Raw genomic sequence first — 26,430 nt, 5'->3', positions numbered from 1 at the left:
AAAGAAGACAGGGCAGAAGACTTATTTAAGTTTTCTGTTCTGTCTTTTTGTAATGGGAAAGCACTCCTGTTACAAAAAAGCCCGCCGGGCAGAAGGCGTTCTCCGCGCGTCTCTCCGGACCACTAAAATGTTATAAAAAAATAATAATTTGTTCATATGTGAAGTTTAGTAATATGCTATAATAAATACGAAAATAATGTGACGGGAGTGCGGCTATGAACATATTGTTTTTTTTGACACCAAAGTGCGAAGTGGCATATATTTATGAGGACGAGACGCTGCGGCAGGCTCTTGAGAAGATGGAGTATCACAAGTACTCTGCGGTACCCATTATCAGCAGAACCGGACGATACATCGGTACTATCACGGAGGGCGATATGCTCTGGGGAATCAAGAATAAGTTTAATTTAAGCTTAAAGGAGGCCGAGCGTGTAACCGTGGCGGCGATCGACCGGAGACTGGACAACCGTCCGGTATATGCCAATTCCAATATGGAAGATTTAATCGATAAGGCGCTGAACCAGAACTTTGTTCCCGTGGTGGACGACCAGAAGAATTTTATTGGAATCATTACCAGAAAGGACATCATTCGTTATTACTATGATAAGTCCCAGGAATGCAGTCAGGCGGCGCAGACAGGCCGGAACACTGGAGATAAGGCGCGTCTGGTGCTTGGATAAGTATGACGGAGATCAGGCACTCTGAGTGGAGCGGCGGCGAAGGTGAAATGTGAAAAGCCTGCCGGCGGAAACGACAGTTACAGAAGTAACCGTTTCCGCCGGCAGGCTTTTTCATTTTATCACGGTTTATGCTTTTGACATTTTTTCTTTCTCTTCATTTAACAGAGGGATAGAGTCGGCAAAGGTGTTGTCGATCACTTTAAGCAGCGTGTCCTGCTCCAGAGTCGGGGAGTAATAAAAGCCCTGCTGGTAGTCGCAGCCTGCCTTTGTCAGGATATTGACCTGATTTTCAGTTTCCACGCCTTCTGCAATGATGTTTAAATTTAAGTCTCTTGCGATGTGGATCAGCCCTTCGATCACGCAGTGGGATCTCGGGTTTGTCTCCAGCTGCCATACGAACAGACGCTCCAGCTTCAGCGTGTTGACCGGAAGCTCCAGGATGGTGGCTACGCCGGAGTACCCGGAACCGAACTCGTTTAATACCAGCTCCACACCCATATCGGACAGTTCCTGAAGCATGACGTTGATGTTTAAGTATGCTGTGGTTAAGGCGCTTTCCTGGATCTCGATGGCAAGCTTGCCCTTCGGAATCTGGTAGGTATCGATGACACGTCTGACCTCGTCCAGAAAATCCTCCTGTAAAAAGAGGATAGAAGATATCGGAAGCGCAATGGAATCGAATTCCTTGCCGGCTTCGGTGAGTTTTGCGATACACTGGCCCACCTTGTCCAGTGCAAAGTACTCGAGGGAACGGATCTGGCCGGAGTCCTCGGCGATGGGCAGAACTTCACTGGCTCCGATGAGCCCCAGCCCCTTGATGAAGATGCGCATATAAAACTCTGCGCGGCTGAACTTTCCGGTCTCCATATTAAGGGTCGGGCGGTAACGAACCTCGATCTCCTCTTTTTCTATGGCGGTCTTCAAATATAATGCGATGGTGTGGCGGCGAAGCAGCTGCTTCTGGAGCGTGCTGTCGAACATGATGGCCTGGTTGGGGCCGCCTTCCTCCGCTTTTAAGACTGCCAGATCGAGACATTTTAATAGCTCGTCCGGGGTCGCTGCGTGGCCGGGATAGGAGCACATGCCCATCTGTACAGAACAGAGGCAGTCAGTGCCGTTCACTTTCCAGGCGTGATCAAACTGTTCCGCGATCTCTTCTGCCAGATCGGAGGCCTGCCCCTGTGAGTACTGGTCCAGGATTATAATATATTCCACACCAATATAGTGATAAACAGGTTTTCCGGTCTTTTCCTTCAAATAGGAGAGAATCTGGCTTAAGAGATTCTCACAGTAATCGTAACCGAATACCTGGTTCAGGCGTTTGAAATTCTCTATGTATACCTTTAATACAACTCCGCGGTCTGACGGTGTATCCATGACTTCCGACAGATGACGGTAGCATGCGTCACGTTCCAGCTTGCTTTCTTCCAGCCGCTCTGTGATCACTGGTTCGGATTCCGCCGGTGATGGAGTGGGGATTGACTTCTTTTGAAACCAACTCATGTGGTCTGCCTCCTGTATTTGTAATTATTCCCGCGGGCAATGAACCAGATGGTGCACTTACGGGACCATCTGGCGACAGCATGCCCCCGGTTTGCCGGGGACTGCCGCGTGGGTTGGATTCCCAGCTTCTGACTGTGGGAATCCGGCTATCCTTATTGTAGTATAAAACAGGCCTGAAATCAAGGAAGAATTCGGTAAATATCGAAGCTACTTTACGAGAAGCATGACAGCTCCAAGCAGAAACAGAATAATTCCGGTTAACCGGTTCAGAAGCTTCGGATCTGCTTTGTTTGCGAAAACGGCGGCAATACGCGCAAACAGGAAGGTAAACAGGATACAGAGCACAAGCAGGAACAGATCCGGCATGCCTCCGATGGCGAAATGGGAGAGGGAGCCGGTCAGCGCCGTAAACGTCATGATGAATACGCTGGTTCCCACGGCAGTTTTTAATTCGTATCCCAGCACGCTCGTCAGGAGAAGCAGCATCATCATACCGCCGCCTGCGCCGATAAAACCGCAGATAAAACCGACCACAATGCCACTTACGATGGACTGGATCAGTTTTTGCCGTACGGTTTTGGACGCCTGCGCGTCTTTGGTCGTGAGAACCGGCCTCACAATGAATTTAATGCCCAGGAGCATGGTCAGGAAGACGGAGGCATTTCCCATGGCATGGTTGGGGACCAGGGAGGAGATATAGCTGCCCACCAGGGTAAAAAGCAGAACGGCGGCCATCATGACAAGTCCGTTTCTGATATCGAGATTTTTGTGTTTCCCGTAGGTATAGGCCGATACAGCGCTGGCGAGGACGTCGCTGGCCAGCGCAATGCCGATGGCCTGATAGGCAGGGACTCCTAAAAATGTGATGAGCATGGGGCTGATGACGGCTGCCGCGCTCATTCCGGCAAAGCCTGTGCCAAAACCGGCGCCGAGGCCGGCGAAAAGACATACAATTATTTTTTCCAACATGGTAAGACCTTCTTTTTCTATAGTTTCTGTTTTAATCTGTTTGTTTGAGATTATCCATCATCCGTTTTAGCAGATCTGTGAAAATCTGCCGCTCTTCCTCTGATATTCCGCGGTTCAGCCGATCGAAGAAATCCTGCTGCGTCTGCTTTAAATCCCGGGCAGCAGGAAGGGCTGCTTCTGTCAGCTTCAAATGGATTTTTCTGCGGTCGGCAGTGTCCTCACGGCCTTCTAAGTATCCCAGGCCGGTCAGTGACTCCACGGAAGCGGATACCCCCGATTTTGCCAGCATACGGAAGGTTGAGATATCCTTTGCCGTGTCGTAATCCGGATTATTGTATAGAAACAGAATCACATCTCCATCCATCAGCGATAACCCGTGTCTGGAGGCAGCCGTCTGAATGCTTTGATTATAAATTTTATGAAAGGATTTTGCTCCGGATAAAAGATCACTTATCACCATATCATTTCCCCCCTTTCTTCCATATGAACAGTCCTGTGTAAATGGGACTGCAATGAATAGTTTTAAAATGAACAGTTCTTTTTAGAACTATATCAAAAGGCTTCGATTTTGTCAATAGAAATACGGGGGAAGAAGTAATTTACAGGAGATTGGGGAATGATAACCGTGAGGTGAAAATATGAAATCAATCTGGACAGAGACAACGAAAATACCCGGAAGAAATCCTCTTCCCGGAAATAAGAAAACAGAAGTCGCAGTAATTGGAGCCGGACTCTTTGGCATTCTGGCAGCCTGTTATCTGAAAGAGCAGGGAAAAGAAGTGATTGTGCTGGAGGCTGACCGGATCGGAAGCGGTCAGTCGGGATATACGACCGCGAAGATTACCTCCCAGCATAACCTGATTTACGAAAAGCTGGTCAACACCATGGGGGAGAAGTACGCCTCCTCCTATGCCATGGCGAATCAGCAGGCCATTGAGGATTATAAAAAGTTAATTAAAAAACGCCGTATTGCCTGTCATTTTGAGGAGAAGGACGCTTATTTATTTTCGGTCAATGAGTCGGAAATTCTGAGGCGGGAAGCGGACTGCGCTGCGCGATGCGGATTGCCTGCCACATTTGTCAGGGAGACGGAGCTTCCATTTCCTGTTCACGGGGCAGTCCGCTTTACGGGTCAGGCACAGTTTCATCCACTGGAGTTTATCGAGGCGCTCTCCGGGGATTTAACGGTCTATGAGCGGACGAAGGTCCGGGAGGTGAAGGGGCATGAAATTATGACGGACAGAGGTGTGGTGAGAGCGGATCACATAGTATTTGCCTGTCATTATCCGTTTGTGAATATTCCGGGCTTCTATTTTCTGCGTCTGTATCAGGAAAAGAGTTACGTGATGGCGCTGGGGCCGGTTAAGGAGCTTGAGGGAATGTATCTGGGGATTGATAAAAATTCATACTCCTTCCGAAGTGCAGGAGATACGCTTCTTTTAGGCCATGGAAGCCATCGGACAGGCAAATGTCCGGAGAAGAATCCTTACGAGGAGATGAGACGGTTAAAGGAACATTTTTATCCGGGGACGGAGGAATTCGGAAGATGGTCGGCCGAGGACTGTATGAGTGTGGACAGTGTGCCATACATCGGCCATTTTTCAGGCGTGCTTGCGGACTGGTACGTAGCAACGGGATTTGGGAAATGGGGCATGACGACGTCGATGGCTGCGGCGAAGATCGTTGCGGCACAGATTATGGGAAGAAAAACGCCGTACGAGGAGGTATTTACACCGCAGCGCTTCAGACCAAAGGCGGCGGCCGTCACGTTTCTCTCCCATGCGGGTCATTCTGCCGCCGGGCTTATGAAAGGGGCGGTGCCCAAGGTACCCCGGTGTCCTCATATGGGCTGCAGGCTTGTATACAATCGGATGGACGGGCGCTACGAGTGCCCCTGCCATGGATCACAATTTGAACAAAATGGAAAAATTTGCTCTGGCCCTGCACAAGAAAGCCTTCCTTTCATAAATTGATATTAGAAACTCATTATTGAAAGGAGTATTTCATCCTATGGATTGTTATACGAAACAAAGATGTCCTGGCTGCCAGCCAGTACCTCAGGGCGCTAAATGCCGCCAGGATGTTCCAATGGGGCCTGGTCCGGTGATCCGCCCTGATCTTCCTCTGGGATCCGGCCCTGCTGTTCGCCGTGATCAGCCAGCGCGGCCGGAAATGCCGATGGGGCGTGTAGGGGCAATGCCGCCGAATATGCCGATGGGCCCCGGACCGGTGATGCCGCCGAATATGCAGCCGGAAATGCCGATGGGGCGTGGAGGTGCAATGCCTTCGAATATGCCGATGGGCCCCGGGCCGGTGATGCCGCCGAATATGCAGCCGGAAATGCCGATGGGGCGCGGAGGTGCAATGCCTTCGAATATGCCGATGGGCCCCGGGCCGGTGATGCCGCCAAATATGCCGCCGGAAATGCCGATGAATCAGGGATTTATGAATTCCCCGTGCAATATGGATCAGTTTCCGGTAGCTATGGCTTATGTTCCGTGGCAGCGCTGGCAGCAGGTCTATCCTGTTGACAAAGCAATAAACAGAGGGACGATTTTCCCCGATCTGGATAAACCGTTTTCCATGGGGAGGTGCAGATAATGGCAAATATCGATAGAAACTGCAGCGCTCTGCTTCGCAAGGTTTATGAGGCGAGCTTCGCTGTGGATGATGTGATTCTCTATCTGGATACTCATCCCGATGATCAGGATGCACTGAATTATTACCAGTATGTATCAGAGTTGCGGAAACAGGCAATGGATGCCTATGAGGCTCAGTGCGGCCCGCTGATGATTGACGAAGTACGGTCCGACAATTACTGGACCTGGGTAAACAATCCGTGGCCATGGGAAGGAGAGTGCGGCTGATGTGGAGATATGAAAAGAGATTACAGTATCCGGTAAATATTACAACACCGAATCCTAAGCTGGCGACGTTTATTATGAGTCAGTATGGCGGCCCAGATGGAGAAATGGGCGCCTCCATGCGTTACCTGTCCCAGCGTTATGCCATGCCATACAAGGAGTGTAAGGGCCTTCTTACGGATATCGGAACAGAGGAACTCGCACACCTTGAGATTGTGGCTGCCATTGTTCATCAGCTCACCAGAAACTTAACACCGGAGCAGATTGTGGAATCTGGCTTTGGGCCTTATTACATTGATCATACCACAGGAATCTGGCCGCAGGCTGCTGGCGGAATTCCGTTTAATGCCTGCGAGTTCCAATCGAAGGGCGATCCGATTACCGATCTGGTGGAGGATATGGCGGCAGAACAGAAGGCCCGGAGTACCTACGACAATATTCTGCGCGTTGTGACTGATCCGGAGGTCTGTGACCCGATCCGTTACTTAAGGGAAAGGGAAGTGGTGCATTTCCAGAGATTTGGAGAGGCGCTGCGGATTACCCAGGATAATCTGGACAGTAAGAATTTTTATGCTTTTAATCCCAGCTTTGATGTAAAGAGTAATTGCTGATAAAAAGGGAGGGGCCGGCAAGAGGGGGATTCTTGCCGGCCAGAGTATGAAAAAAAGTTTTGTTTGGTTTTTCCTTGTTACATGTATTACTATACATGGGATATGTGAAGAAATTTTGATGAAAGTATGAAAAAAATGTGTACATTTCATTTGGGACAAAGGATCAAGATGTTGTGTATACAGTATTTCAGCCTGTTATATGTTGTGACTTTACGGGAAATCTGGTATATTTGTAAGGGTAATTGAAACGTGAGGAAAGAGGGGACAGGCATGATTTTAGTAGTAAAACGTGATGGAGAAATCGTAGAGTTTCATCTGGAAAAGATTTCCGAAGCCATAAGGAAGGCATTTAAGGCTACGGGAAAATTTTATACGGAAGATATTGTGGAGCTGTTGTCAATCAGAGTGACGTCTGATTTTCAGGGGAAGATGCAGGGAGACCGGATTGCGGTGGAGGACATTCAGGACAGTGTGGAGAAGGTGCTGGAAGAATCCGGCTATACGGATGTGGCGAAGGCGTACATATTATATAGAAAGCAGCGGGAGAAAATCAGAAATCTCGGCAGGACAACGCTGGATTATAAAGATGTAGTGGATAACTACGTGAAGGTGGAGGACTGGCGGGTGAAGGAAAACTCCACAGTTACATATTCTGTGGGAGGCCTGATTTTAAACAACTCGGGAGCGGTTACGACCAATTACTGGCTGACGGAAATCTATGATAAGGAAATCGCCGAGGCCTATGTAAACGGCGATATCCATATTCACGATCTGTCCATGCTGACCGGCTACAGCTGCGGCTGGTCGTTAAAACGGCTTTTAATGGATGGACTCGGCGGAATCACCGGAAAGATTACGGCGTCTCCGGCAAAGCATCTGGCTACGCTCTGCAATCAGATGGTCAATTTTCTGGGGATTATGCAGAATGAATGGGCGGCATCCCAGTCATTTTCTTCTTTTGATACGTATCTGGCGCCCTTTGTCAAGGCGGACAACCTTTCCTATGACCGGGTGAAAAAATGCATGGAGGCATTTGTTTTCGGCGTCAATACGCCGAGCAGATGGGGAACGCAGGCACCATTTTCCCATATTTCTCTGGATTTGATGATTCCGGAGGACATGGCGGAGCAAAAGGCCATTGTGGGCGGAAAGGAGATGGAGTTCACCTATGGGGAATGCCAGAAGGAACTGGATATGGTGGACCGGGCATTTCTGGAGACCATGCTGGAGGGCGACGCCAGCGGACTGGGTTTTCAGTACCCTATCCCATCCTATGGACTGACTCCGGATTTTGACTGGTCCGATAATGAACGAAACCGGCTCTTGTTTTCCCTGGCTTCCCACTACGGTACGCCGTATTTTACAAATTACGTCCGCAGTGGTCTGACACCTGGTGACGTGAGGATTTCCTATGAGGGGGTCACTCCGGATTTCCATAAGCTGCGCAGCAAAGCGGGCGGCTTTTTCGGATTTGGGGAGCACACGGGATCGATCGGCGTGGTTACCATTAATTTACCGAGAATTGCGTATCAGTCAAAGGACGAGACGGAATTCTACAAGAGACTGGATGAGATGATGGATCTGGCGGCGCGGTCCCTGCGAATCAAACGGGAAGTGATTTCCAATCTGCTGACCAATGGCCTCTATCCTTACACGGCCTGTTATCTGTCTGATTTCAGCAATCACCTTTCGTCCATCGGCGTGATCGGGATGAACGAGGCCGGCCTGAATGCACCGTGGCTGGGAGAGGGCATGGAATCGGAGAAAACGAGGGAGTTTGCCGTTGCGATGCTGAATCACATGAGGGAACGGATTGTGGGATACCAGCTGGAATATGGAGATCTTTACGGACTGGAAGCGACGCCGGCAGAGTCAGCTACCTACCGTTTTGCCATGCTGGATAAGGAAAAATATCCCGGAATCAGAACCGCAGGCCATGAGGGGGATGTGCCGTATTACACGAACAGCACGAAGCTGCCTGCGGACTACGACGGCACACTGGAAAAGGCGCTGGAGCATCAGGACAGGCTGCAGCCGCTTTATACGGCAGGAACTGTATTCCACGTTTATATGGAACGTGAATTTGACGACTGGAAAAAGGCGCGTGATCTGCTGCACAGCATAACCACCGGCCATGATATTCCTTATTATACGCTGTCGCCGGTTTATTCTATCTGCCAGTCCTGCGGATATCTGCCGGGCAGGCAGAACGTGTGCCCCAAATGCGGCGGCCGCGCTGATGTTTACAGCAGGATAGCCGGTTATTACAGGCCGGTTCATGACTGGAACGAGGGGAAAGCACAGGAGTTTAAAAACAGGATCATGTACCGGATGTGATTCTGTCTTCCGGCACAAAGTTCTCCATTATGCACATTCAGGAACTGATCGCATATGATATAGTACAAACCTGATAAATTAAAGGAGATCAATCATATGTGTTGTTGTAATAATAGATGTAATGTAAGTTGTGGATGTAATAGTGGATGCGGTGGTTCCTGGGGCTGCGGATGCGGAAATAGTAATTCTTCCTGCGGATGTGGATGCGGAAATAACAATTCTTCCTGTGGATGCTGCAGAAATGACTGGGCAAACAGCAACTATCGCCGCGGCTATGCAGCAGGCTTTAATGCAGGCTATGAGACTGGCTTCAGAGATGGCTTCTGGACCGGCAATAATAACAATGTAATGCCGATTTCGGCTCCCGGTACGGCTGCTGACAGCGGCTGCGGCTGTGGCTGCCGTTAATCAGCTGTAAAAACGGATATTTGCTCCTGAGATAAGATCTGCCGGCACGTTATCAGTGCCGGCGGAAACAAAAAATAAAAAGCTTTTATGAAACGTGTGAATGAGGCGTTTCATAAAAGCTTTTTTATATTATTAATATTATAGAAAAGTATTCCCCGCTGAAGCAGCCGTGCTCCGACAGCGGCCGATCCGGTAAAGAAAATAATGACAAAAAAAGAGAAGAGAGTTTGGTCATATTGCACATTGAATAATTGAATACAATATGATAGTCTATATACAAGTCATTGAGGTTGTATACAAATTTAAAAGCTTGAATACATTTTAAAAACAGACCGGGATGACGAAATAACTGACCAGACCAAAAAGAAATAAGTAAAGGAGAAACGAATCATGAACATGGATTACTTAACAGACAAGTTTTCGCTGAACGGTAAAGTAGCACTGATCACAGGTGCTTCCTACGGAATCGGTTTTGCAATCGCCAAAGGTATGGCGGCAGCCGGCGCAACGATCGTGTTTAACGATATCAAGCAGGAATTAGTGGATAAGGGAATTGCTTCCTATAAAGAAGAGGGAATCGATGCACACGGCTACGTATGTGACGTAACCGATGAGGCGGCTGTGAATGAGATGGTAGCCCGTATCGAGAGTGAAGTAGGCGTGATTGATATTCTCGTGAACAATGCCGGTATCATCAAGCGTATCCCGATGTGTGACATGACCGCAGAGCAGTTCAGACAGGTGATTGACGTTGATTTAAACGCTCCGTTTATTGTGTCCAAGGCAGTTATTCCGTCTATGATCAAGAAGGGTCACGGCAAGATTATCAACATCTGTTCTATGATGTCTGAACTTGGCCGTGAGACCGTATCCGCATATGCGGCTGCAAAGGGCGGCTTAAAGATGCTGACCAAGAATATTGCGTCTGAATACGGCGAGTTCAACATTCAGTGCAACGGCATTGGACCTGGCTACATAGCGACTCCTCAGACTGCACCGTTGCGTGAGACCCAGCCGGATGGCTCCAGACATCCATTCGATCAGTTTATCATTTCCAAGACACCGGCAGGACGCTGGGGAGAAGCGGAAGATCTTGCTGCACCGGCAGTATTCTTAGCTTCCGATGCATCTGATTTTATCAACGGCCATGTTCTCTATGTAGACGGCGGTATCCTGGCTTATATCGGCAAGCAGCCGCAGTAAGATTCACTGGAGCGGTGGCAGCCGGAGATTGACCGCAAAGAAAGGTTATGCTATACTATGAGCATCCGGTGTGCTGCACCTGGTAAAAAAAGAATGTATATTCATGCCATGATTCTGTTTTCGGCAGAGCTCATGGCATGTTTTTTAGAAATGATAACGGAGAGGTGCCATGGAAGAGAAGACGAAAGCCTATAAAAACCGCGGGGAGCTCGTTTTTGAGACGTTAAAGCGGGAGATATTGGACCTGGAGCTGAAGCCGGGGCAGATGATCAGTGAGAATGAGATCTGCGAGCGTTTCGGCGTTTCAAGGACGCCTGTGAGGGAAGCGGTCAGGAGACTGCAGGAGCAGGGGTTCGTCATTTCCGTGCCCTATTCCGGCACTCAGGTAACGCTTTTAAACTTAAGCAATATCAAGCAGATGATCTACATGCGTGTGGCGGTGGAGACTATGGTTATGCGGGATTTCGTGGACATTGCGACCCCGCTGTGGATGGAAGAGGTGCGCTACATGATCAGAAAGCAGCAGGCGCTCATCCAGGAGAAGGGCTTTGAGCCGGAACAGTTCTACCGCATGGACGCGGAGATGCACGCCATATGGTTCCGTGCCACGGATAAGATGAAGCTCTGGGACATGATTCAGGCGCAGCAGCTTCACTATACCCGGTTCCGCATGCTGGATTTCGTCACGGAAACGGATTTTACCAGAATCATCCGGGAACATACGGAGCTCTTTGAACTGTTGGAAAAAAAGGATATTGCCGGCCTGGAGCGTTCCCTGAAGGAACATCTCTACTACAGCATGAAGCGTATGAAATATCAGATCGATGTAGAATATAAAGATTACTTTGAACAGGAGGAATAGACGATGGCGAACGTATCGATTACCATAAAAGATGAAAATGGCGTGGTAAAATGCTCCGGATGCGGCGAGGAGAGGGCTGTTCTCGTTTATGAGGGAGAGTACTGCCAGGGAGATACCATAACCTTTGCCACGGATGCGGTGAATTGCCACTATGTGGTTCGTGTGGATGATACCATGGACGAGGCTCTGGTCTATATTACGAAACCGGAAGTGGTTTATGTGATTCCATTTGAGGAGAAGAAGGTTTCCTACAATCCGAAATCATTTACCGGAGGAAAGCATTATCTGACCATAAGAACTGCAGAGGCGTATGAGACCGGGGCTTACCGCAATCTCGCAAAGAATGTGATGGACCAGCATGGGGATCCGGGCTGTTATCCTCATGTATATGCGAATGTGGAGACCAGAGGAGAGGCTGTATTTGCTGCACGCAATGCCATTGACGGCGTGGTTTCCAACGAATCCCACGGCGAATGGCCGTATGAATCATGGGGGATTAACCGTCAGGACGATGCGAAGATGACCCTGGAGTTCGGCCGCCCCGTGGATTTTGATAAAATTGTTCTCGTTACGAGAGCCGATTTTCCTCATGATAACTGGTGGGTAAAGGCGACATTTACCTTTTCCGACGGTACGACTGAGGTCGTCGATATGGAAAAGAGCGTAAAGCCCCATGAATTTAGAATTGAGAAAAAGGGAATCACCTGGCTGAAACTCAGCAATTTGATTAAGGCAGATGATCCATCCCCGTTCCCGGCTCTGACTCAGATCGAGGTTTATGGAGCATAACAGGCGATGCCAATAAGCGGCACACATAATAAGGTATGCATACCCTGACGGGGCCTGCATACCTTATTTGTCAATTTCTTCACGATATTTGAAATTTCCTCTTTCCCTTTTCTCCTTATTCGGGTAAAATGGTACTATGACAGACACCATTGAGGGGTGGTATAATGAGTCATAATAAGGAGGACAACATATGGAACTGTTGTTTATGGAGCCTGTGTTCAAGGAAGCAATATGGGGGGGCACGAAGCTTCGCGACGTGTTCGGCTATGAGATTCCGGGAGATACGACAGGTGAATGCTGGGCCGTGAGCGCCCACAAGAATGGAGACTGCCGCATTGCCGGCGGGATGTACGACGGACGGCTGCTCAGCAGTCTGTGGAAGGAGAAGCCGGAGCTTTTCGGGAATTATCCGGGAGATCAGTTTCCGCTTCTCGTCAAGATCATTGACGCAAAGGCGGATTTGAGCATTCAGGTGCATCCGGATGATGAGTATGCGAAGATCCATGAGGACGGATCGCTGGGGAAGACGGAGTGCTGGTATATTCTGGACTGTGACCCGGGAACGGAGATTGTCATCGGCCACCATGCGGGAAGCCATGAAGAGATGGAGGCGATGATACGCGGACATCAGTGGGATGCATTTATCCGCAGAGTTCCGGTGAAAAAGGGCGACTTCTTCCAGATCAATCCGGGATGCGTCCATGCCATCAAGGGAGGAACTCTGATTCTCGAAACCCAGCAGAGCAGTGATATTACATATCGTGTTTACGACTACGACAGGCTGTCTGACGGGAAGCCGAGACAGCTGCATGTGGAACAGAGCATAGCGACCATTGAGGCACCATTTCAGGAAGCTTCCTGCGATACCTTTACGGAAAAGATACCGGGCGCGGTTCATACACACCTTATTACGTGTCCATTCTATTCTGTGGACAAGTATGAGATCGACGGCGTGTTTACCAGGGAATTCAGCCGATATTTTGCCAATGTCAGCGTAATCAGCGGCAAGGGCTGTGTAAACGGAATTCCGCTGGAGACGGGACAGCATTTTATCGTGCCGGCAGGAGCGGGCGAATTGAGATTTGAAGGAAAGATGACGGTGATCTGTTCCAACCCGGAAACAGAGATCCGGCAGAACGCTGCAGACCTTTAAATTTGACGATTCGCTGCTTGCGGCGGGGCTTTTGACTGAGGAAGAATATAGACAGGAGGAGTAATGAGATGAGACTTGGAGCATTAGAGGCAGGCGGAACAAAGATGGTTTGCGCCATTGGCAATGAACATGGTGAGATTTTTGAACGGGTTTCGATTCCGACTGAAACACCGGAGATTACGATGCCGAAGCTGATTGATTATTTTAAGGATAAGGAGATCGAAGCACTGGGGATCGGCTGCTTCGGCCCGATCGATTTAAACAGAAAGTCGGAGACTTACGGATATATCACCACGACACCGAAGCTTAGATGGGCCAATTATAATATCGTCGGCGCATTTAAAGAGGCGCTTGGGGTTCCGGTTGGATTTGATACGGATGTGAATGGTTCCGCACTGGGAGAGGCTACCTGGGGCATCACAAAGGGGCTGGAGAACAGTGTGTACTTTACCATAGGAACCGGAGTCGGAGCAGGAATCATATCCAACGGCAGGCTGCTTCACGGCATGCTTCATCCGGAAGGCGGCCACGTGCTGCTGGCAAAGCATCCGGAAGACACCTATGCGGGAAAATGCCCGTACCACAGAAACTGTCTGGAAGGCCTTGCTGCGGGACCGGCTATTGAAGAGCGCTGGGGTAAGAAGGGCATAGAGCTTGCAGACAGGAAAGAAGTATGGGAGATGGAGGCCTTTTACATCGGTCAGGCGATCGTAGACTACATCGTGATCCTGTCACCGCAGAGAATTATTCTCGGCGGAGGCGTGATGCATCAGGAACATATGATGCCGTTAGTAAGAGAAGAAGTAAAGCGCCAGTTAAACGGCTATATCCAGACGAAGGAACTGGAGGATTTAGACAGCTACATCGTTCTTCCAAGTCTGAATGACAATCAGGGAATTATGGGAGCGTTAAAGCTTGCCATGGATGAACTGGAGCTGGCAGAATAAGTGGTAAAATTGCCAATTTTCTCCTAGTGATAAAGGAACCTCAGTATGTTATGATACATTTTGTAACAGAAATGTAACAATTTTGTAATACATAAGGAGGACTTTATCATGAGGAAGTATCCATTATTTGTTCTGGCAGCCGCAGCTGCAATGAGTATCGCAAGTGTACCAATGACGGCTCACGCAGCGGCCTTTCAGGTAACCGGAGGCGGAAATGGCATGAGTGGTTATATGACAAACTGCAGCGGGCAGACCGGCAATTTGGCAGGCATATTCAATCAGCTGGGTGCAACTGCTAACGGCAGAGGCGGATTAGGCTGCGGGCTTGGCCAGAACTATACGGGCAACGGGTCCTGCGGTTACGGTCAGGGCTGTGGAGACAACGGGTTCTGCGGCTTTGGTCAGGACTGTGGAGACAACGGATCCTGCGGCTTTGGTCAGGGCTGTGGGGATAACGGATCCTGCGGCTTTGGTCAGAACTGTGGAGACAACGGGTCCTGCGGCTTCGGTCAGAGCTGTTCCGGTAACCAGAACTGCGGCGGAAATCAGAACATGGGCATGAACGGACAGGGAATCCCTTTTCTGATGATGCGTTAGAACGAAACGATTAAAAAGAAAGATGATACATAACACAGAAATAAAAAGCAGATAAAAAGCAGATATTGAGAATCTCCGCAGTGCAGATCGGAATGCATTGCGGAGATTTTTTCTTTCTGTCTGGCAATTCCTTCAAAGCAGAGTACGACACATCCCCCAATCTGCCTATTGACTTTTAATTTCCACACCGCTATAATCCAATACGTTTAAAAATATAAACACATAAACACATTTCAGGGCAAAACAGGGAGGCTTGGAAGGATGAAGCAGATTTGGGCCATATTTCTCAGAGATATCAAGAACATAGGAAAAAATCCGGTGGCGGTTATCGTGGCGCTGGGAATCATGATACTGCCGTCGCTGTATGCCTGGTTCAACATTGCGGCGAACTGGGATCCCTACGGCAATACGAAGGGGCTCCGGGTGGCCGTCGCCAGCCTCGATAAAGGGACGCGGATCGAGCAGCTTGATACCACTGTGAACATCGGAGACATGATTATTTCCAACCTTCATGAAAATGATCAGATCGGGTGGCAGTTTGTGGATGAGGAGCAGGCTGTGGAAGGTGTGAAGGCGGGGCGCTACTATGCCTGCGTCGTCATTCCCGAGGATTTCAGCGAGAAGACGGCCAGTATCTTTACTTCAAACGTCAGGAAGCCGACGCTCCAGTACTATGTGAATGAAAAGAAAAATGCCATTGCCACGAAGATCACGGATAAGGGCGTCAGCACCATCCAGCAGCAGGTAAACGAATCCCTGATCAGCGCCTCATCCGAAGCACTGGGAAAGGCATTTCATGTCACCTATGATACCGTGGAAGGGAAGAAGGAAGATTTGGCGGATGAGATGGTGGCTTCCATGAAGGATGCCAGAAATGATCTCGTCCTGATGGGGAGCTCGGTCAATGCGTTAAAATCCGCTTTGACTGCGGGAAAAGGACTCTTGAGCAGTGTCCAGGCAATGCTGCCGGATTCCAGGGAGCTTTTAGAGTCGGGGCAGGATACGGGGGCGGATATCAGCCGTCTAATCCGTTCCTCAGAGGATTTATCGGATACCATGACGGACAGCGTGGGGAATGTTCTGGATATAACAGACGGGCTGATGGACTCGGTTGACGGATCGATCCGGGACGCCATTGACATGTGGGACCGCGATACGAATGCGGCGGCAGGGGCGTTAAACAGGGCTTCCGGAATTTTAGATAAACTGCTGACTGTGAATCAGAAGCTTTTTGACCTGGTGAACCGCCTAAAGGAGAATCTTCCGGGGCCGGGAAAGGTTTTGGGAGCGATGTCTGATATGATAGGCAGTCAGATCGAACGGCAGAAAAATATGATACATATCATTGATACGGCGGAAGATGCGGTATTAAAGACGGGAAAGCTTCCGGCGGATGCGAGACAGGAGATTAAGAAGTCGCTTGAGGAGATGATGGATCAGGGGGCTCAGATCACGGATCAGTACCACAGCCAGGTAAAACCGGCCATGACGGCTGGTCTGGACAGTCTCTATGACAGCCTCTCAGCAGCTTCGGATTATGCAGTGGGGATCAACGGGCTTCTGCCGCAGATTGACGGTACGTTGACTCAGACCACAGACTCCTTTGACAGTCTGATCCAGACGCTGGACCAGACGGCAGTCATGATTACAGCCGGTGAGGAAAAACTGGACCGCATCATCGGTGAGGTGGAATCAGTGGAGGAGAGCGAGCGGCTCGCTAAAATTGTGGAGATTATGAAAAACGATCCGGAGACCATGGGAAATTTTCTCTCGTCGCCGGTGAATCTGGAAGAAAATCAGATCTATCCCATAGAGAACTACGGTTCGGCCATGACTCCGTTTTATACGATTCTTGCCATATGGGTGGGCGGCCTTGTGCTGGTGGCAGTCTTGAAGTGCCGCGTCCTGGAGGATGAGAACATCCATGGTGGTAAGCCCTGTGAAAAATACTTTGGCAGATACTTAATCTTCATGCTCTTCGGTGTGGCACAGGCGCTGATCGTGGCGCTGGGAGATCTGTATCTGCTGAAGATCCAGTGTCTGGAGCCGGCTAAATTCGTATTGGCGGCAGTCACGGCAAGCGTGGTATTTGTCAATATCATCTATACGCTCACTATCTCCTTCGGTGATGTGGGGAAGGCTCTGGCGGTCGTTCTGCTCGTCATACAGGTGGCCGGGGCGGGCGGGACCTTCCCCATTGAGGTGACGCCCCATTTCTTCCGTATGGTCAATCCGATGCTGCCGTTTACACACGCCATTAACGCCATGAGGGAGTGCGTCGGAGGAATCTACGGGAACGCGTATTTTGAGGATATGGGAAAGATCCTGTTATATCTGCCGGTATCCCTGTTTGTGGGCGTAGTACTGCGAAAACAGGTGATGAAAATGAATGATTTCTTTGAGCGAAAGCTGGAGGAAACCGGGGTGATGTAGGTTCAGCAGCCAGCTTTTGCGGTGCGGCAGTTTGCTGCAGACCGGTGGTGGAATATCATGATGACGCCAATAAGGAGGGCTGAAAACAGCGGAAGCAGAAGCCAGACATATGACAGAGAAAGGCCGCTTATAATCAGACTTCCCAATAGGGAGGTACCAAGCCCGCCTGCGCGCAGAGACAGGGAGAGCAGCGACATCATGCCTGCGCGCTGGCTGCTTGCAACGGTCCCGTGAAAAATGGTATTTTCAATCAGATTCCCGGCGCCCAGCACTACATAGACCAGGACGAAGAGAACCGGAAACAGCCAGACCCGGCGGGTAAATCCCAGGACAGCGACGTTGAGGATGAGCAGAAAACGAAGGATCCAGTACGTATGCCAGCTCTTTTCCGGTGTGAAGACCGTCCGTTTAGACTGCATGACGGCTTCGGCTGCCTTGCTGCCGATGGTGACGCCAAGATAGCCCAGACAGGTGATCACGCCAAAAATCCATCCCATCTGCCCGGGGAGGAAGGCCTGAAGCGTTGGCTGCCAGTAGACTTCGACGGTGCAAAGAAGCATTCCGCAGGCAGCCGACATCAGGACAATGGTAGTGACCGGAAGACTGTGCAGAAGAGAATGATACAGCCCCCGAACCTGTTCCTTCAGCTGAAGGACAGGAGAAAGCGGGCTTTTTTTCCGCGGCGGTTCCTTTACAAACCAGGCGGCCAGACCCAGAATGAGTATCTGCAGGATGAATGCCAGGATTAAGAGAAGGCTGTAGGAGACATCCAGATAGCCCAGGATACCGCCTGCAATGGACCCGGAGGCAAGGCCGACGCTTTCAATGACGGCCATGGTGCTGTTGATTTTTTCCAGATTGCGGCCCTCATGCTCACAGAGATACGTCTCGATCTCCAGCGCCTCGATGGAACCGGAGCTGAATGCACGGCCGATGCCCTGCATCGCACATGCCGCGGCCAGCATGAGAAAATGGCGGCTGAACAGAAGAAGTGCATAGTTTGCCATCATAAAACAGGCAGATATCAAGAAGATCCGTTTCCTGCCGATCAAATCCGCTAAAATTCCGCTGGGGAGTTCCAGTACAACGACTATGACGGCAAATATTCCGATGCACAGGGATAAATTTTCCATGGTGGCTCCGTGGCTCAGCAGTACAAGGGAGAGTACCGGGGCGAGAAGGCCGGTGCCGAAGGCATTGGCCCCAAATAACAGAATATGGCTTCGTTTCATGGTCATTCCTCCTTTTCTTCCGGAAGGGGGCTGTGGGGATATGCCACCAGGCCGAATTCCCAGGGGACCGTTTCGTCCCCAGGCACTGTATGTGCATCGGTAAAATCCAGAATCAAATGATACAGCTCCTCCGCATCTTTTCTGCTCAAATGAACGACTCCGCTGGTGAAATCGCCGGTCGTCATCACATCTGACTGATCTTTCGCCCGCTTTAAGCGGTCTTTAAATCCATTCCAGAGTTCCGTCATAATATAGTCCGACAGACAGGAACGTTCCTCCTTTAAATCATCATCTAAATTTCCGCCAAGGGATACCGAGACCGGGAGTTTTTTATAGTATTTTGCCTGGATTCCGTGAATGGCTTCCGTGTGATCCAGCTTCACCAGTCCCAGCTCCTCCAGCTTCCTGATGTGAAGAGAGACGGAGGAGGCTGATATCTTTAATATATTGGACAGCTGCTTGGGGGTCATGGGAACACCGCTGACCTCCATGGCTTTTAAAAGCCGCTGGCGCTGCGGGTTCATATAGATGTCCATCTGTTTCCGGGTAACGAGCGTAATCATGTTCTGTTCTGACATAAGATCCTCCTTTTGCTGCAGGCCGTTTTTGAGTAGTTTTGGAATGTTTGATATTATCATTATTATAACGTTACATATTATGTAATGTCAAGCGGATTTTAACCGCCCCGTTGCTAATAGTGGTTAGTGTCAGTTTGTATTAATTTGAGATAGGAGTCAGGAGCGAAACAGGGCGGGAGACTCAGCTCACCACGGAAGAATGGACGAAAAAATCCGGATCGGAACCGATAACGATCTATCGGGTTCCGATCCGGATCCGGGGTGCGGATTACATGATTACTGACCTTCGTTCACGATCTCCTGCAGAACGTTGATAAGATCGTAAATCGTGTTAATCTGCACGTTCCGTTCCAGGATTTCATTTTTCAAATCGATGGAAAGCGTCTCGAATTTGGCCTGGACGGCGGGAGCAATATAGGACATGTTCATCACCTCCTGGTTAGGATGTGCAGCAAGAGGTGATGATATACGGATGATCACAGAGAATTTGCGGGAACAGGAATGTAACAAATACTGGAAATACTAGAGCATGGCGATACTGGTCAGATACGGTTTACCGTTGATTGGCTGATAAATATCAACGACAGCGAACTGCGGGTTTAAATCCTCCGTCTGCGGCTCTGCAATTGTCATAAACTTGTAATTGGTTCCGTTGACGACCTGTGTCGCTACGGCTATGGGCGTATAGAAATAATCATTATGTTTTCCGATCGCATTATAAAATATGAATGAATCGTATGGAGTAAGATATGACTGATAAGACCATCCTCCTGGCATGGCGGCACCTCAAAAAGGTTATTCGTATAATATATGCAGAAATCCAGGAATTGCCGATTTATAATTTACATAATTTGTTGCTATATTTTCATGAACACAGCCAATACTATAGACTGAGAGTACAGAATCGGGAAGTCAGAATTACAGTTTAAAATGATTTAATACGCTGTTATTCAGATTTGTAACAATAAAATGGATATCTATGGTATAATTAACTGTAGCGTCCACAGCAGGAGGTCTTCATGCACGTTTTTAATCCGGTATTTTACCAAGAATATAACCTGATGAATTATCTGGATTTTGCTGTGGCGAAGATAGCAAAGCTTTATCCGGAGGTTCTGCGGGAGGAGATCTATCTGCTTTTCTACTTAATCAAAGATAATTTTCAGGCAAATATGAAATACCTGAGAGAAAATAATGTGGATGTGGATTGCTTCGGTTTTCTGCCGGTCAGGAGGAATACCAGGAATTCGGTGGAAGCATTTTTTGACATGTTTAATTTAATAAATGCGGAGAATTATATATCGGTTCTGTTGTATATGCATGATAAAAAGAATAACCGGTACGATGATCGCTATAAGAAGTATGCGTTTAAAGGTGATTTTACAATAGTCAGCAAGAGGGATATTGCAAAGGATAACGGATTAGGCAGAATAACGGATGATGAGACAATGGCGGAAATCGACCAGGCAGAGAGCGGGTCCAACAGTTATATTCATCCGAGCATTTTTGTCCCCCTCTATACGTCTGCGGATATCGAGGCAAAAGAGGAAATTCTGCGTGATCTGCTGCGGGTCAATACCTGGCTGTTAGGAGGCGCATACCACCAGCTGTGCTGTTTTATAAAAAAGAAATACGGAACGCTGAAATCATTTGAATGTCTTAACTGTACGAAGGAAGCGGCGTGCTTTGAATGTTTTGAGGCGTATTATATTGCGTTTAAAGAGATGATAGAACAGGACCTTTTTCCGCTGAGCCAGGAAGGCGGCCATGAGGAGCCGTATAAAAACAGGAGTTAGTGTATGAGCGGAAAGGATGGTCAGACTGGCCTTGAATTTAAGGTAAACTTGAGTGGGAAAGCAACCCGGCCCGAGCCGGGGCGCGCCTCGCCTCGGAATACCAGGTGCCGTCGTATGCAGGGAAGTGAGATGTGGGAGGAATACAATGTCAACTACATATTATATAGTAAACAGAAAACGAAAAAAAGAGTGCAGGGAGTTTGAAAAATTCTGGGAAGAGGAATGGTTTCCCATGGTTACAGATAAGCTGCATCAATTTTGTGCCGAAGCGAATGGAGAGATTGTAAATGATGAACTGGCAGAGCGTTTGATGAGAGACAGCTTCAGCGCTTTTTCCCGTTCGCCGCTGAGTGACAGCTTATATAAGGAGCCATTTCTTACGGTAAATCATGCCGGCGTATTCTGGCATAAGTGTGAGACGGAAGGCGCTCTGCTTAACAGCCTTGAGGATCTGATTAAGTTTTTTTCCAAAAGAGCAAATCAGGAGAAGTATTCCCTGGAAGATGAAAGCGGCCGGGGCTGTACTTTAAATGAACTGATCAGCGGAGAGCACAGAGATTAAATGGTACAGGAGAGATTTTCGCTTTTCAGCAGCAAAAAAGTGCCGGAAGCCTTTTAAATAAGGCATTCCGGCACTTTTACCGAATCGGAGTAACAGGATTTGAACCTGCGACCTCTCGGCCCCCAGCCGAGCGCGCTACCAAGCTACGCCATACTCCGTTTCTGGTCACTATGGTATTATAGCAGAAAGTTTGCGATTTGAAAAGTATATTTGTTGAAAAATTTTATATTTTAAGATATGATGGTAAAGACGATATGATTCATGCAGAAAAGACAGGTGAGAAAGAATATGAAACCAATCGTAAGTTTTGATGTAGATATGACCCTGCTGGACCATAAGGACTGGACGATACCGGACAGTGCCATGGAGACTCTTCAAAAGCTTCGGGAGAATTACACCATTGTGCTGGCCACCGGCCGCGACATGGATTCCAGCTTCAGCGTCGTATTAAAGGAACAGATCAGGCCGGATGCCATCATTCATTTGAATGGGACGAAGATTACGGTGGGGGACACGATTATATACGAGCATCTGTTTGATAAGGAACTGATGAAGCGGATTCTCGCCTATGCACAGGACACACCATACAGTGTGGGAGCCAGTGTGGGCGGATATGATTACTACGTCCATCCGGAAGTGGTGAACCGCCACGACACGGATCTGTGGGGAGAATGCGGACGCCGGTTTGCGGATCCGTGGAAGCTCCCTGAGTTAGATGTCAGGACCATGGCTTACATCGGTGATGAAAGGGGCGCTAAGGCTATGGGAGACCGGTTCCCTGAGATCAATGTGCACATGTTCGCGGAAAAGCGGGGCGCGGATGTGGTGGAGAAGACGGCCAGCAAGGCTATGGGACTGATCCGCCTCTGCGACTATTTTCAGACGCCTCTGTCCGACACGGTGGCATTTGGGGACAGTATGAACGATTACGATATCGTGAAGACGGCGGGAATCGGAATTGCCATGGGAAATGCGATGGAAGAACTTAAGGAGGCGGCGGATTACGTGACCGATGCCGTGGACGCGGATGGAATCCGAAACGCCTGTGTGCATTTCGGTCTGATCCGGTTATAACCGGTCCGGATGCCTGGCATTGCTTTCATGAAACTATACAGGGAAGGAAATAAGTAGCATGGCAAAACATTATGATCTCTTTATCATAGGCGGCGGTCCCGGCGGTTATACGGCTGCACTTAAGGCGGCGGGACTGGGGCTTAAGACTGCGATTGCAGAGAAAGAAAAACTGGGCGGGACCTGCGTCAATAAGGGCTGTATTCCGACGAAGGCTCTGCTTCATGCCTCCAGTATGTTTGCGGCATTTCAGAACTGCGATGTATTTGGAGTGTCGGCTGATTTCATTTCTTTTGATTTTAAGAAAATGCAGGACTATAAGAAACGTTCTGTAAAAGAGTACCGCAAGGAAGTAAAGGAAGCAGTCGAGAGTGCCGGAATCGATTATATCGAGGGAACGGCTACGATCCGGCGTGGGCGGACTGTGGAGGTGAACAGTCCGTCAGGAAAAGACTATTACGAGGCAGACCACATTATCATTGCGACAGGGGCGAAGCCTGTCATACCGGATATTCCCGGAGCGATGCTGCCGGGGGTTTTGACGAGCGACCGGCTGCTGGCTTCCGATACCTGGAATTACGACCGCCTTACGATTATCGGAGGCGGAGTGATCGGCGTGGAGTTCGCGACGATTTTCCAGGCACTGTGCTCCCATGTGACGATCATCGAGAGCCGGGAGCACTTACTGGGCCCCATGGACAATGAGGTCTCCGAGGTACTGGAAGGGGAACTGAGGCGGAAGGGAATCTCTGTCCAGTGTGAAGCCAGGGTCCTGGAAATTCGCGGCGAGGAACAGGGACTTGTCTGCGTTTACGAGGCCGGAGGAGAGGTGCGGACGATTCGTTCCGGGCAGATTCTCCTGGCAGCAGGCAGACAACCGAATCTGGACGGACTCTTTGGACAGGATGTCAGCCTTGCCATGGAAGGGGGCTGCCTTAAGACAGATTCGGAATTCCAGACCAGTGAACCGGGGATCTATGCCATCGGTGATGTGACGGCTGGCAAGATGCTGGCGCATGTAGCGGCAGCCCAGGGGACTTATGTGGTGGAGAAAATTGCGGGGGTACATCATACCATACGGCTTTCCGTGGTACCTAACGGAATGTTTGTGGAGCTCCCGGTAGTGCCTGGATGCATTTATACTGAGCCGGAGATTGCTTCTGTTGGAATTACGGTGGAAGAAGCGAAGGCCCATAAGATGAAGGTGCGCTGCGGGCGCTACTCCATGAGCGGTAATGGCAAATCCATCATTACCAGAGAACAGAGCGGATTCATTCATCTGATTTTCGAAGAATATTCCGGAACGATTGTCGGCGCTCAGATTGTCTGTCCGCGGGCCACCGATATGATCAGTGAAATGGCGACTGCTATCGCAAATGGCCTGACAGCGGATCAGCTCATGCTTGCCATGAGGGCCCATCCGACGTACAGCGAGGGCATTACGGCGGCAATCGAGAATTATTATGAAGCAAAAGGAGACGAAAGGTTATGATTCAAGAGAGAATTGCAGCATTACGAAGCCTGATGGCGGAGCGCCATATCGACGCTTATATGATTCCTACCTCTGATTTTCACGAGTCGGAGTATGTTGGGGATTATTTTAAATGCCGGAAATTTATAACCGGTTTTACAGGGTCGGCGGGTACTGCTGTTATCACGCAGACAGAGGCGAGGCTCTGGACAGACGGGCGGTATTTCGTGCAGGCGGCAAAGCAGCTGGAGGGAACCGGCGTGATCCTTATGAAATCTGGTCAGGAGGGAGTACCGACCGAGGAAGAGTATCTGACCGAGATGATGCCTGACAATGGAACACTCGGTTTTGACGGCCGTGTTGTCAACAGCCAGATGGGACAGAAGCTGAAAGAACTTCTGGAAGATAAGCACGTGAAGTTTTCCTGGCAGGAAGACTTAGTGGATTTCATCTGGGAAGACCGCCCGGAGTTATCCGCAGAGCCGGTCTGGATTTTGAAAGAAAATTATGCAGGCAAATCTGCTGCGGATAAGATTGCTGATTTAAGAGAAGCAATGAGGAAGGAGAAGACTACGGTTCATGTCCTCACAACGCTTGACGATATTGTGTGGCTGTTAAATATCCGTGGAAATGACGTTGTCTGCAACCCGGTAGTCCTTTCCTACGCACTGGTGACCTTGGAACGCTTCTATTTATTTATCAATGAGGCGGTTCTGGACAGTGAAGTAAAATCTTATTTAAAAGAACTGGGCGTTACGATTCGGCCATACAATGATATTTACGATGCGGTGGGCCAGTTAAAGGGCCAGAAGGTGCTTCTGGAGACTGCGAAGACCAACTATGCGATTATCAGCAATTTAGATGAGACGAATACCATTGTAGACTGCATGAATCCGACCGCTCCGGCCAAGGCGGTCAAGAATCCGGTTGAAATTGAAAATATGAAGAAGGCTCATATCAAAGACGGTGTGGCCATGGCGAAGTTTATCTTCTGGCTGAAAAAGAATATCGGAAAGCAGACGATTACCGAGCTCGATGCGGAACATTATCTGGATCAGCTGCGCGCAGAGCAGGAGGGGAATCTGGGACTATCCTTCCATACGATCTCTGCCTACGGGGCTAATGCGGCTATGTGCCACTATTCGGCGACGCCGGAGAGCAACGCGGTTCTGGAACCGAAGGGACTCTACCTGGTAGATTCCGGCGGACAGTATTATGAGGGGACTACCGATGTGACGAGGACGATTTCCCTGGGAGAGACGACGCAGGCAGAGCGGGAACATTTTACACTGAGTGTCATCAGCATGCTGCGGCTGGCTGCAGTGAAGTTCTTATATGGCTGCAGAGGGCTTACGCTGGATTATGTGGCGAGAGAACCGCTTTGGAGCAGAGGGCTGAACTTTGACCATGGAACCGGCCACGGGGTTGGCTACCTGTTAAATGTTCATGAGCGTCCTAACGGAATCCGCTGGCGCATGGTGCCGGAGCGGCAGGACAACTGCGTTCTGGAAGAAGGAATGGTGACTTCCGACGAGCCAGGCGTATATATTGAAGGCAGCCATGGCGTGCGGACGGAAAATCTGATTGTCTGCAAAAAGGCGGAGAAGAATGAATACGGTCAGTTCATGGAATTTGAATTTCTGACCTTTGTTCCGATCGATTTAGATGCGCTGGATCAATCGCTGATGAATGAGCGGGACGTGGAACTCTTAAACAACTATCACAGACAAGTGTATGAGAAAATCTCTCCGTATCTGACTGAGGAAGAGGCCGAATGGCTGAAAGAGAATACGAGAGCGATCTCATGATATCAGGCGGAGCATGCGCATATGCCCTGATGATGGCAAGGTCTTAAAAACAGAATATCCGCAGGAAACGGGCCGGATGGCGCGCTGCGGGTTCATTTGAAAACTGCCGCAAGGGTCAAATCCCCAGCGTTTTCCGGTACCGCAGATTTACTGCTGCGCCGGAGAACGCTGGGGATTTGACTTCAATCGTCTTCCAGACAGGGAACATTTGCTATGGTTCCGCTTGTTTTTGGGTTATTTCTTTACGAAGCCGCATCAGAAGCGGGATAATCGCTTCCCAATCTTCATTGTCCAGTTCTTTCAACAACTCCACAGCCCTGCGGAACTGTGGCGGTTCTGCCATTTCGGTATCAAAAAATTCCAGCGGAGTAATTTCCAGGTAATCGCAAATTTCGAAGAATTGTTTCATGGAAGGCATGGATCGGCCAGAGGAAATACCCTGAATGTAACTCTTATTTTTACCGAGATCCAGACTCATCTGGTATTCAGAGACATCTTTTTTTAAACGGAGCTCTGTAATTCTGTTTCTGACAAACTGTTCATTCATTCTTATCAC

At 49.3% G+C, this 26,430-nt stretch carries 27 protein-coding genes and 1 tRNA gene; 19 read left to right on the top strand and 9 right to left on the bottom strand.

Annotated features, from left to right (window positions below; translation table 11 throughout):
• Positions 1–215: 215 nt before the first annotated feature.
• Positions 216–680, top strand: coding sequence for a CBS domain-containing protein (locus tag NE473_RS21025; RefSeq protein WP_055649156.1), 465 nt, complete (start codon positions 216–218; stop codon positions 678–680).
• Between the two features lie 126 nt (positions 681–806).
• Here the strand turns inward: NE473_RS21025 and NE473_RS21020 are convergent, their stop codons facing one another.
• From NE473_RS21020 to NE473_RS21010, 3 genes are all read right to left on the bottom strand, one after another.
• Positions 807–2,183, bottom strand: a complete 1,377-nt coding sequence (locus NE473_RS21020; protein ID WP_006772860.1) for a GGDEF domain-containing phosphodiesterase — start codon at positions 2,181–2,183, stop codon at positions 807–809.
• Between the two features lie 207 nt (positions 2,184–2,390).
• Positions 2,391–3,152 (bottom strand): sulfite exporter TauE/SafE family protein, encoded by a 762-nt coding sequence (locus NE473_RS21015; protein ID WP_022031619.1) that lies wholly within the window; start codon positions 3,150–3,152, stop codon positions 2,391–2,393.
• A gap of 31 nt (positions 3,153–3,183) precedes the next feature.
• On the bottom strand, positions 3,184–3,612 hold the full coding sequence (locus tag NE473_RS21010; protein ID WP_055649157.1) for a MarR family winged helix-turn-helix transcriptional regulator: 429 nt from the start codon (positions 3,610–3,612) through the stop codon (positions 3,184–3,186).
• Between the two features lie 178 nt (positions 3,613–3,790).
• On the opposite strand from NE473_RS21010, the gene NE473_RS21005 reads away from it, so the two are divergent.
• The 13 genes from NE473_RS21005 (at position 3,791) to NE473_RS20945 (ending at position 17,356) form a co-directional block, all read left to right on the top strand.
• Positions 3,791–5,125: an FAD-dependent oxidoreductase gene (locus NE473_RS21005; protein ID WP_055649158.1), complete on the top strand. Its 1,335-nt coding sequence runs from the start codon at positions 3,791–3,793 to the stop codon at positions 5,123–5,125.
• 37 nt (positions 5,126–5,162) lie between these two features.
• Entirely contained in the window at positions 5,163–5,753 is a 591-nt protein-coding gene (locus tag NE473_RS21000) for a spore coat associated protein CotJA (RefSeq protein ID WP_242866061.1), read from the top strand.
• Positions 5,753–6,019 carry a spore coat protein CotJB gene (locus tag NE473_RS20995; protein ID WP_006772854.1) on the top strand — a complete coding sequence of 89 codons (267 nt, stop codon included), beginning with the start codon at positions 5,753–5,755 and terminating at the stop codon, positions 6,017–6,019. Before NE473_RS21000 ends, NE473_RS20995 begins: the two co-directional genes overlap by 1 nt.
• Positions 6,019–6,627: a manganese catalase family protein gene (locus NE473_RS20990; RefSeq protein WP_055649159.1), complete on the top strand. Its 609-nt coding sequence runs from the start codon at positions 6,019–6,021 to the stop codon at positions 6,625–6,627. Before NE473_RS20995 ends, NE473_RS20990 begins: the two co-directional genes overlap by 1 nt.
• A gap of 270 nt (positions 6,628–6,897) precedes the next feature.
• Positions 6,898–8,964 carry a ribonucleoside triphosphate reductase gene (locus NE473_RS20985; RefSeq protein ID WP_055649160.1) on the top strand — a complete coding sequence of 689 codons (2,067 nt, stop codon included), beginning with the start codon at positions 6,898–6,900 and terminating at the stop codon, positions 8,962–8,964.
• 96 nt (positions 8,965–9,060) lie between these two features.
• Entirely contained in the window at positions 9,061–9,372 is a 312-nt protein-coding gene (locus NE473_RS20980; RefSeq protein WP_081034800.1) for a hypothetical protein, read from the top strand.
• 396 nt (positions 9,373–9,768) lie between these two features.
• On the top strand, positions 9,769–10,575 hold the full coding sequence (locus tag NE473_RS20975) for a gluconate 5-dehydrogenase (protein ID WP_039893506.1): 807 nt from the start codon (positions 9,769–9,771) through the stop codon (positions 10,573–10,575).
• Between the two features lie 169 nt (positions 10,576–10,744).
• On the top strand, positions 10,745–11,437 hold the full coding sequence (locus NE473_RS20970) for a GntR family transcriptional regulator (protein ID WP_022031625.1): 693 nt from the start codon (positions 10,745–10,747) through the stop codon (positions 11,435–11,437).
• A 3-nt stretch (positions 11,438–11,440) separates the two neighbouring features.
• Complete coding sequence (locus NE473_RS20965) at positions 11,441–12,226, top strand: hypothetical protein (RefSeq protein WP_055649162.1); 786 nt, start codon at positions 11,441–11,443, stop codon at positions 12,224–12,226.
• 190 nt (positions 12,227–12,416) lie between these two features.
• The gene (locus tag NE473_RS20960) at positions 12,417–13,379 is read left to right on the top strand and encodes a type I phosphomannose isomerase catalytic subunit (protein WP_055649163.1); all 963 of its coding nucleotides are present in this window, start codon (positions 12,417–12,419) and stop codon (positions 13,377–13,379) included.
• A gap of 68 nt (positions 13,380–13,447) precedes the next feature.
• On the top strand, positions 13,448–14,326 hold the full coding sequence (locus tag NE473_RS20955; protein ID WP_055649164.1) for an ROK family protein: 879 nt from the start codon (positions 13,448–13,450) through the stop codon (positions 14,324–14,326).
• Between the two features lie 108 nt (positions 14,327–14,434).
• Complete coding sequence (locus NE473_RS20950; protein WP_022031628.1) at positions 14,435–14,923, top strand: hypothetical protein; 489 nt, start codon at positions 14,435–14,437, stop codon at positions 14,921–14,923.
• 261 nt (positions 14,924–15,184) lie between these two features.
• Positions 15,185–17,356: a YhgE/Pip domain-containing protein gene (locus NE473_RS20945; RefSeq protein ID WP_055649165.1), complete on the top strand. Its 2,172-nt coding sequence runs from the start codon at positions 15,185–15,187 to the stop codon at positions 17,354–17,356.
• A 2-nt stretch (positions 17,357–17,358) separates the two neighbouring features.
• Here the strand turns inward: NE473_RS20945 and NE473_RS20940 are convergent, their stop codons facing one another.
• The 4 genes from NE473_RS20940 to NE473_RS20925 form a co-directional block, all read right to left on the bottom strand.
• Entirely contained in the window at positions 17,359–18,588 is a 1,230-nt protein-coding gene (locus NE473_RS20940; RefSeq protein ID WP_242866062.1) for an MFS transporter, read from the bottom strand.
• Positions 18,589–18,590: 2 nt separating this feature from the next.
• Entirely contained in the window at positions 18,591–19,166 is a 576-nt protein-coding gene (locus NE473_RS20935) for a winged helix-turn-helix domain-containing protein (protein ID WP_022031631.1), read from the bottom strand.
• Between the two features lie 276 nt (positions 19,167–19,442).
• Positions 19,443–19,589: a hypothetical protein gene (locus NE473_RS20930; RefSeq protein ID WP_022031632.1), complete on the bottom strand. Its 147-nt coding sequence runs from the start codon at positions 19,587–19,589 to the stop codon at positions 19,443–19,445.
• Between the two features lie 99 nt (positions 19,590–19,688).
• The gene (locus NE473_RS20925) at positions 19,689–19,943 is read right to left on the bottom strand and encodes a hypothetical protein (RefSeq protein WP_006777114.1); all 255 of its coding nucleotides are present in this window, start codon (positions 19,941–19,943) and stop codon (positions 19,689–19,691) included.
• 242 nt (positions 19,944–20,185) lie between these two features.
• On the opposite strand from NE473_RS20925, the gene NE473_RS20920 reads away from it, so the two are divergent.
• Together NE473_RS20920 and NE473_RS20915 are read left to right on the top strand one after the other, a co-directional pair.
• Entirely contained in the window at positions 20,186–20,962 is a 777-nt protein-coding gene (locus tag NE473_RS20920) for a hypothetical protein (RefSeq protein ID WP_055649168.1), read from the top strand.
• 145 nt (positions 20,963–21,107) lie between these two features.
• Positions 21,108–21,524, top strand: coding sequence for a hypothetical protein (locus NE473_RS20915; RefSeq protein WP_055649169.1), 417 nt, complete (start codon positions 21,108–21,110; stop codon positions 21,522–21,524).
• A gap of 84 nt (positions 21,525–21,608) precedes the next feature.
• On the opposite strand, the gene NE473_RS20910 is transcribed toward NE473_RS20915, so the two are convergent.
• Positions 21,609–21,682 (bottom strand) — tRNA-Pro (locus NE473_RS20910).
• Between the two features lie 103 nt (positions 21,683–21,785).
• Between NE473_RS20910 and NE473_RS20905 the strand changes: the two genes are divergently transcribed.
• The 3 genes from NE473_RS20905 to NE473_RS20895 are packed head-to-tail and all read left to right on the top strand — an operon-like array spanning position 21,786 to position 25,874.
• The gene (locus NE473_RS20905) at positions 21,786–22,598 is read left to right on the top strand and encodes an HAD hydrolase family protein (protein WP_081034801.1); all 813 of its coding nucleotides are present in this window, start codon (positions 21,786–21,788) and stop codon (positions 22,596–22,598) included.
• Positions 22,599–22,656: 58 nt separating this feature from the next.
• A complete protein-coding gene (gene lpdA, locus NE473_RS20900) occupies positions 22,657–24,087 on the top strand; it encodes a dihydrolipoyl dehydrogenase (RefSeq protein WP_055649170.1) in 1,431 nt (476 codons plus the stop codon).
• Positions 24,084–25,874, top strand: a complete 1,791-nt coding sequence (locus NE473_RS20895) for an aminopeptidase P family protein (RefSeq protein WP_055649171.1) — start codon at positions 24,084–24,086, stop codon at positions 25,872–25,874. Before lpdA ends, NE473_RS20895 begins: the two co-directional genes overlap by 4 nt.
• Before the next feature lie 211 nt (positions 25,875–26,085).
• Here the strand turns inward: NE473_RS20895 and NE473_RS20890 are convergent, their stop codons facing one another.
• Positions 26,086–26,421 carry a helix-turn-helix transcriptional regulator gene (locus NE473_RS20890; RefSeq protein ID WP_006775877.1) on the bottom strand — a complete coding sequence of 112 codons (336 nt, stop codon included), beginning with the start codon at positions 26,419–26,421 and terminating at the stop codon, positions 26,086–26,088.
• Between the last annotated feature and the right edge of the window lie 9 nt (positions 26,422–26,430).

Origin of the sequence: Hungatella sp. SL.1.14 (genome assembly GCF_024460495.1) — a bacterium.
Taxonomy (GTDB): domain Bacteria; phylum Bacillota; class Clostridia; order Lachnospirales; family Lachnospiraceae; genus Hungatella; species Hungatella hathewayi.
The sequence above is the reverse complement of the archived record's forward strand: the minus strand, read 5'-3'. Positions and strand labels throughout refer to the sequence as shown.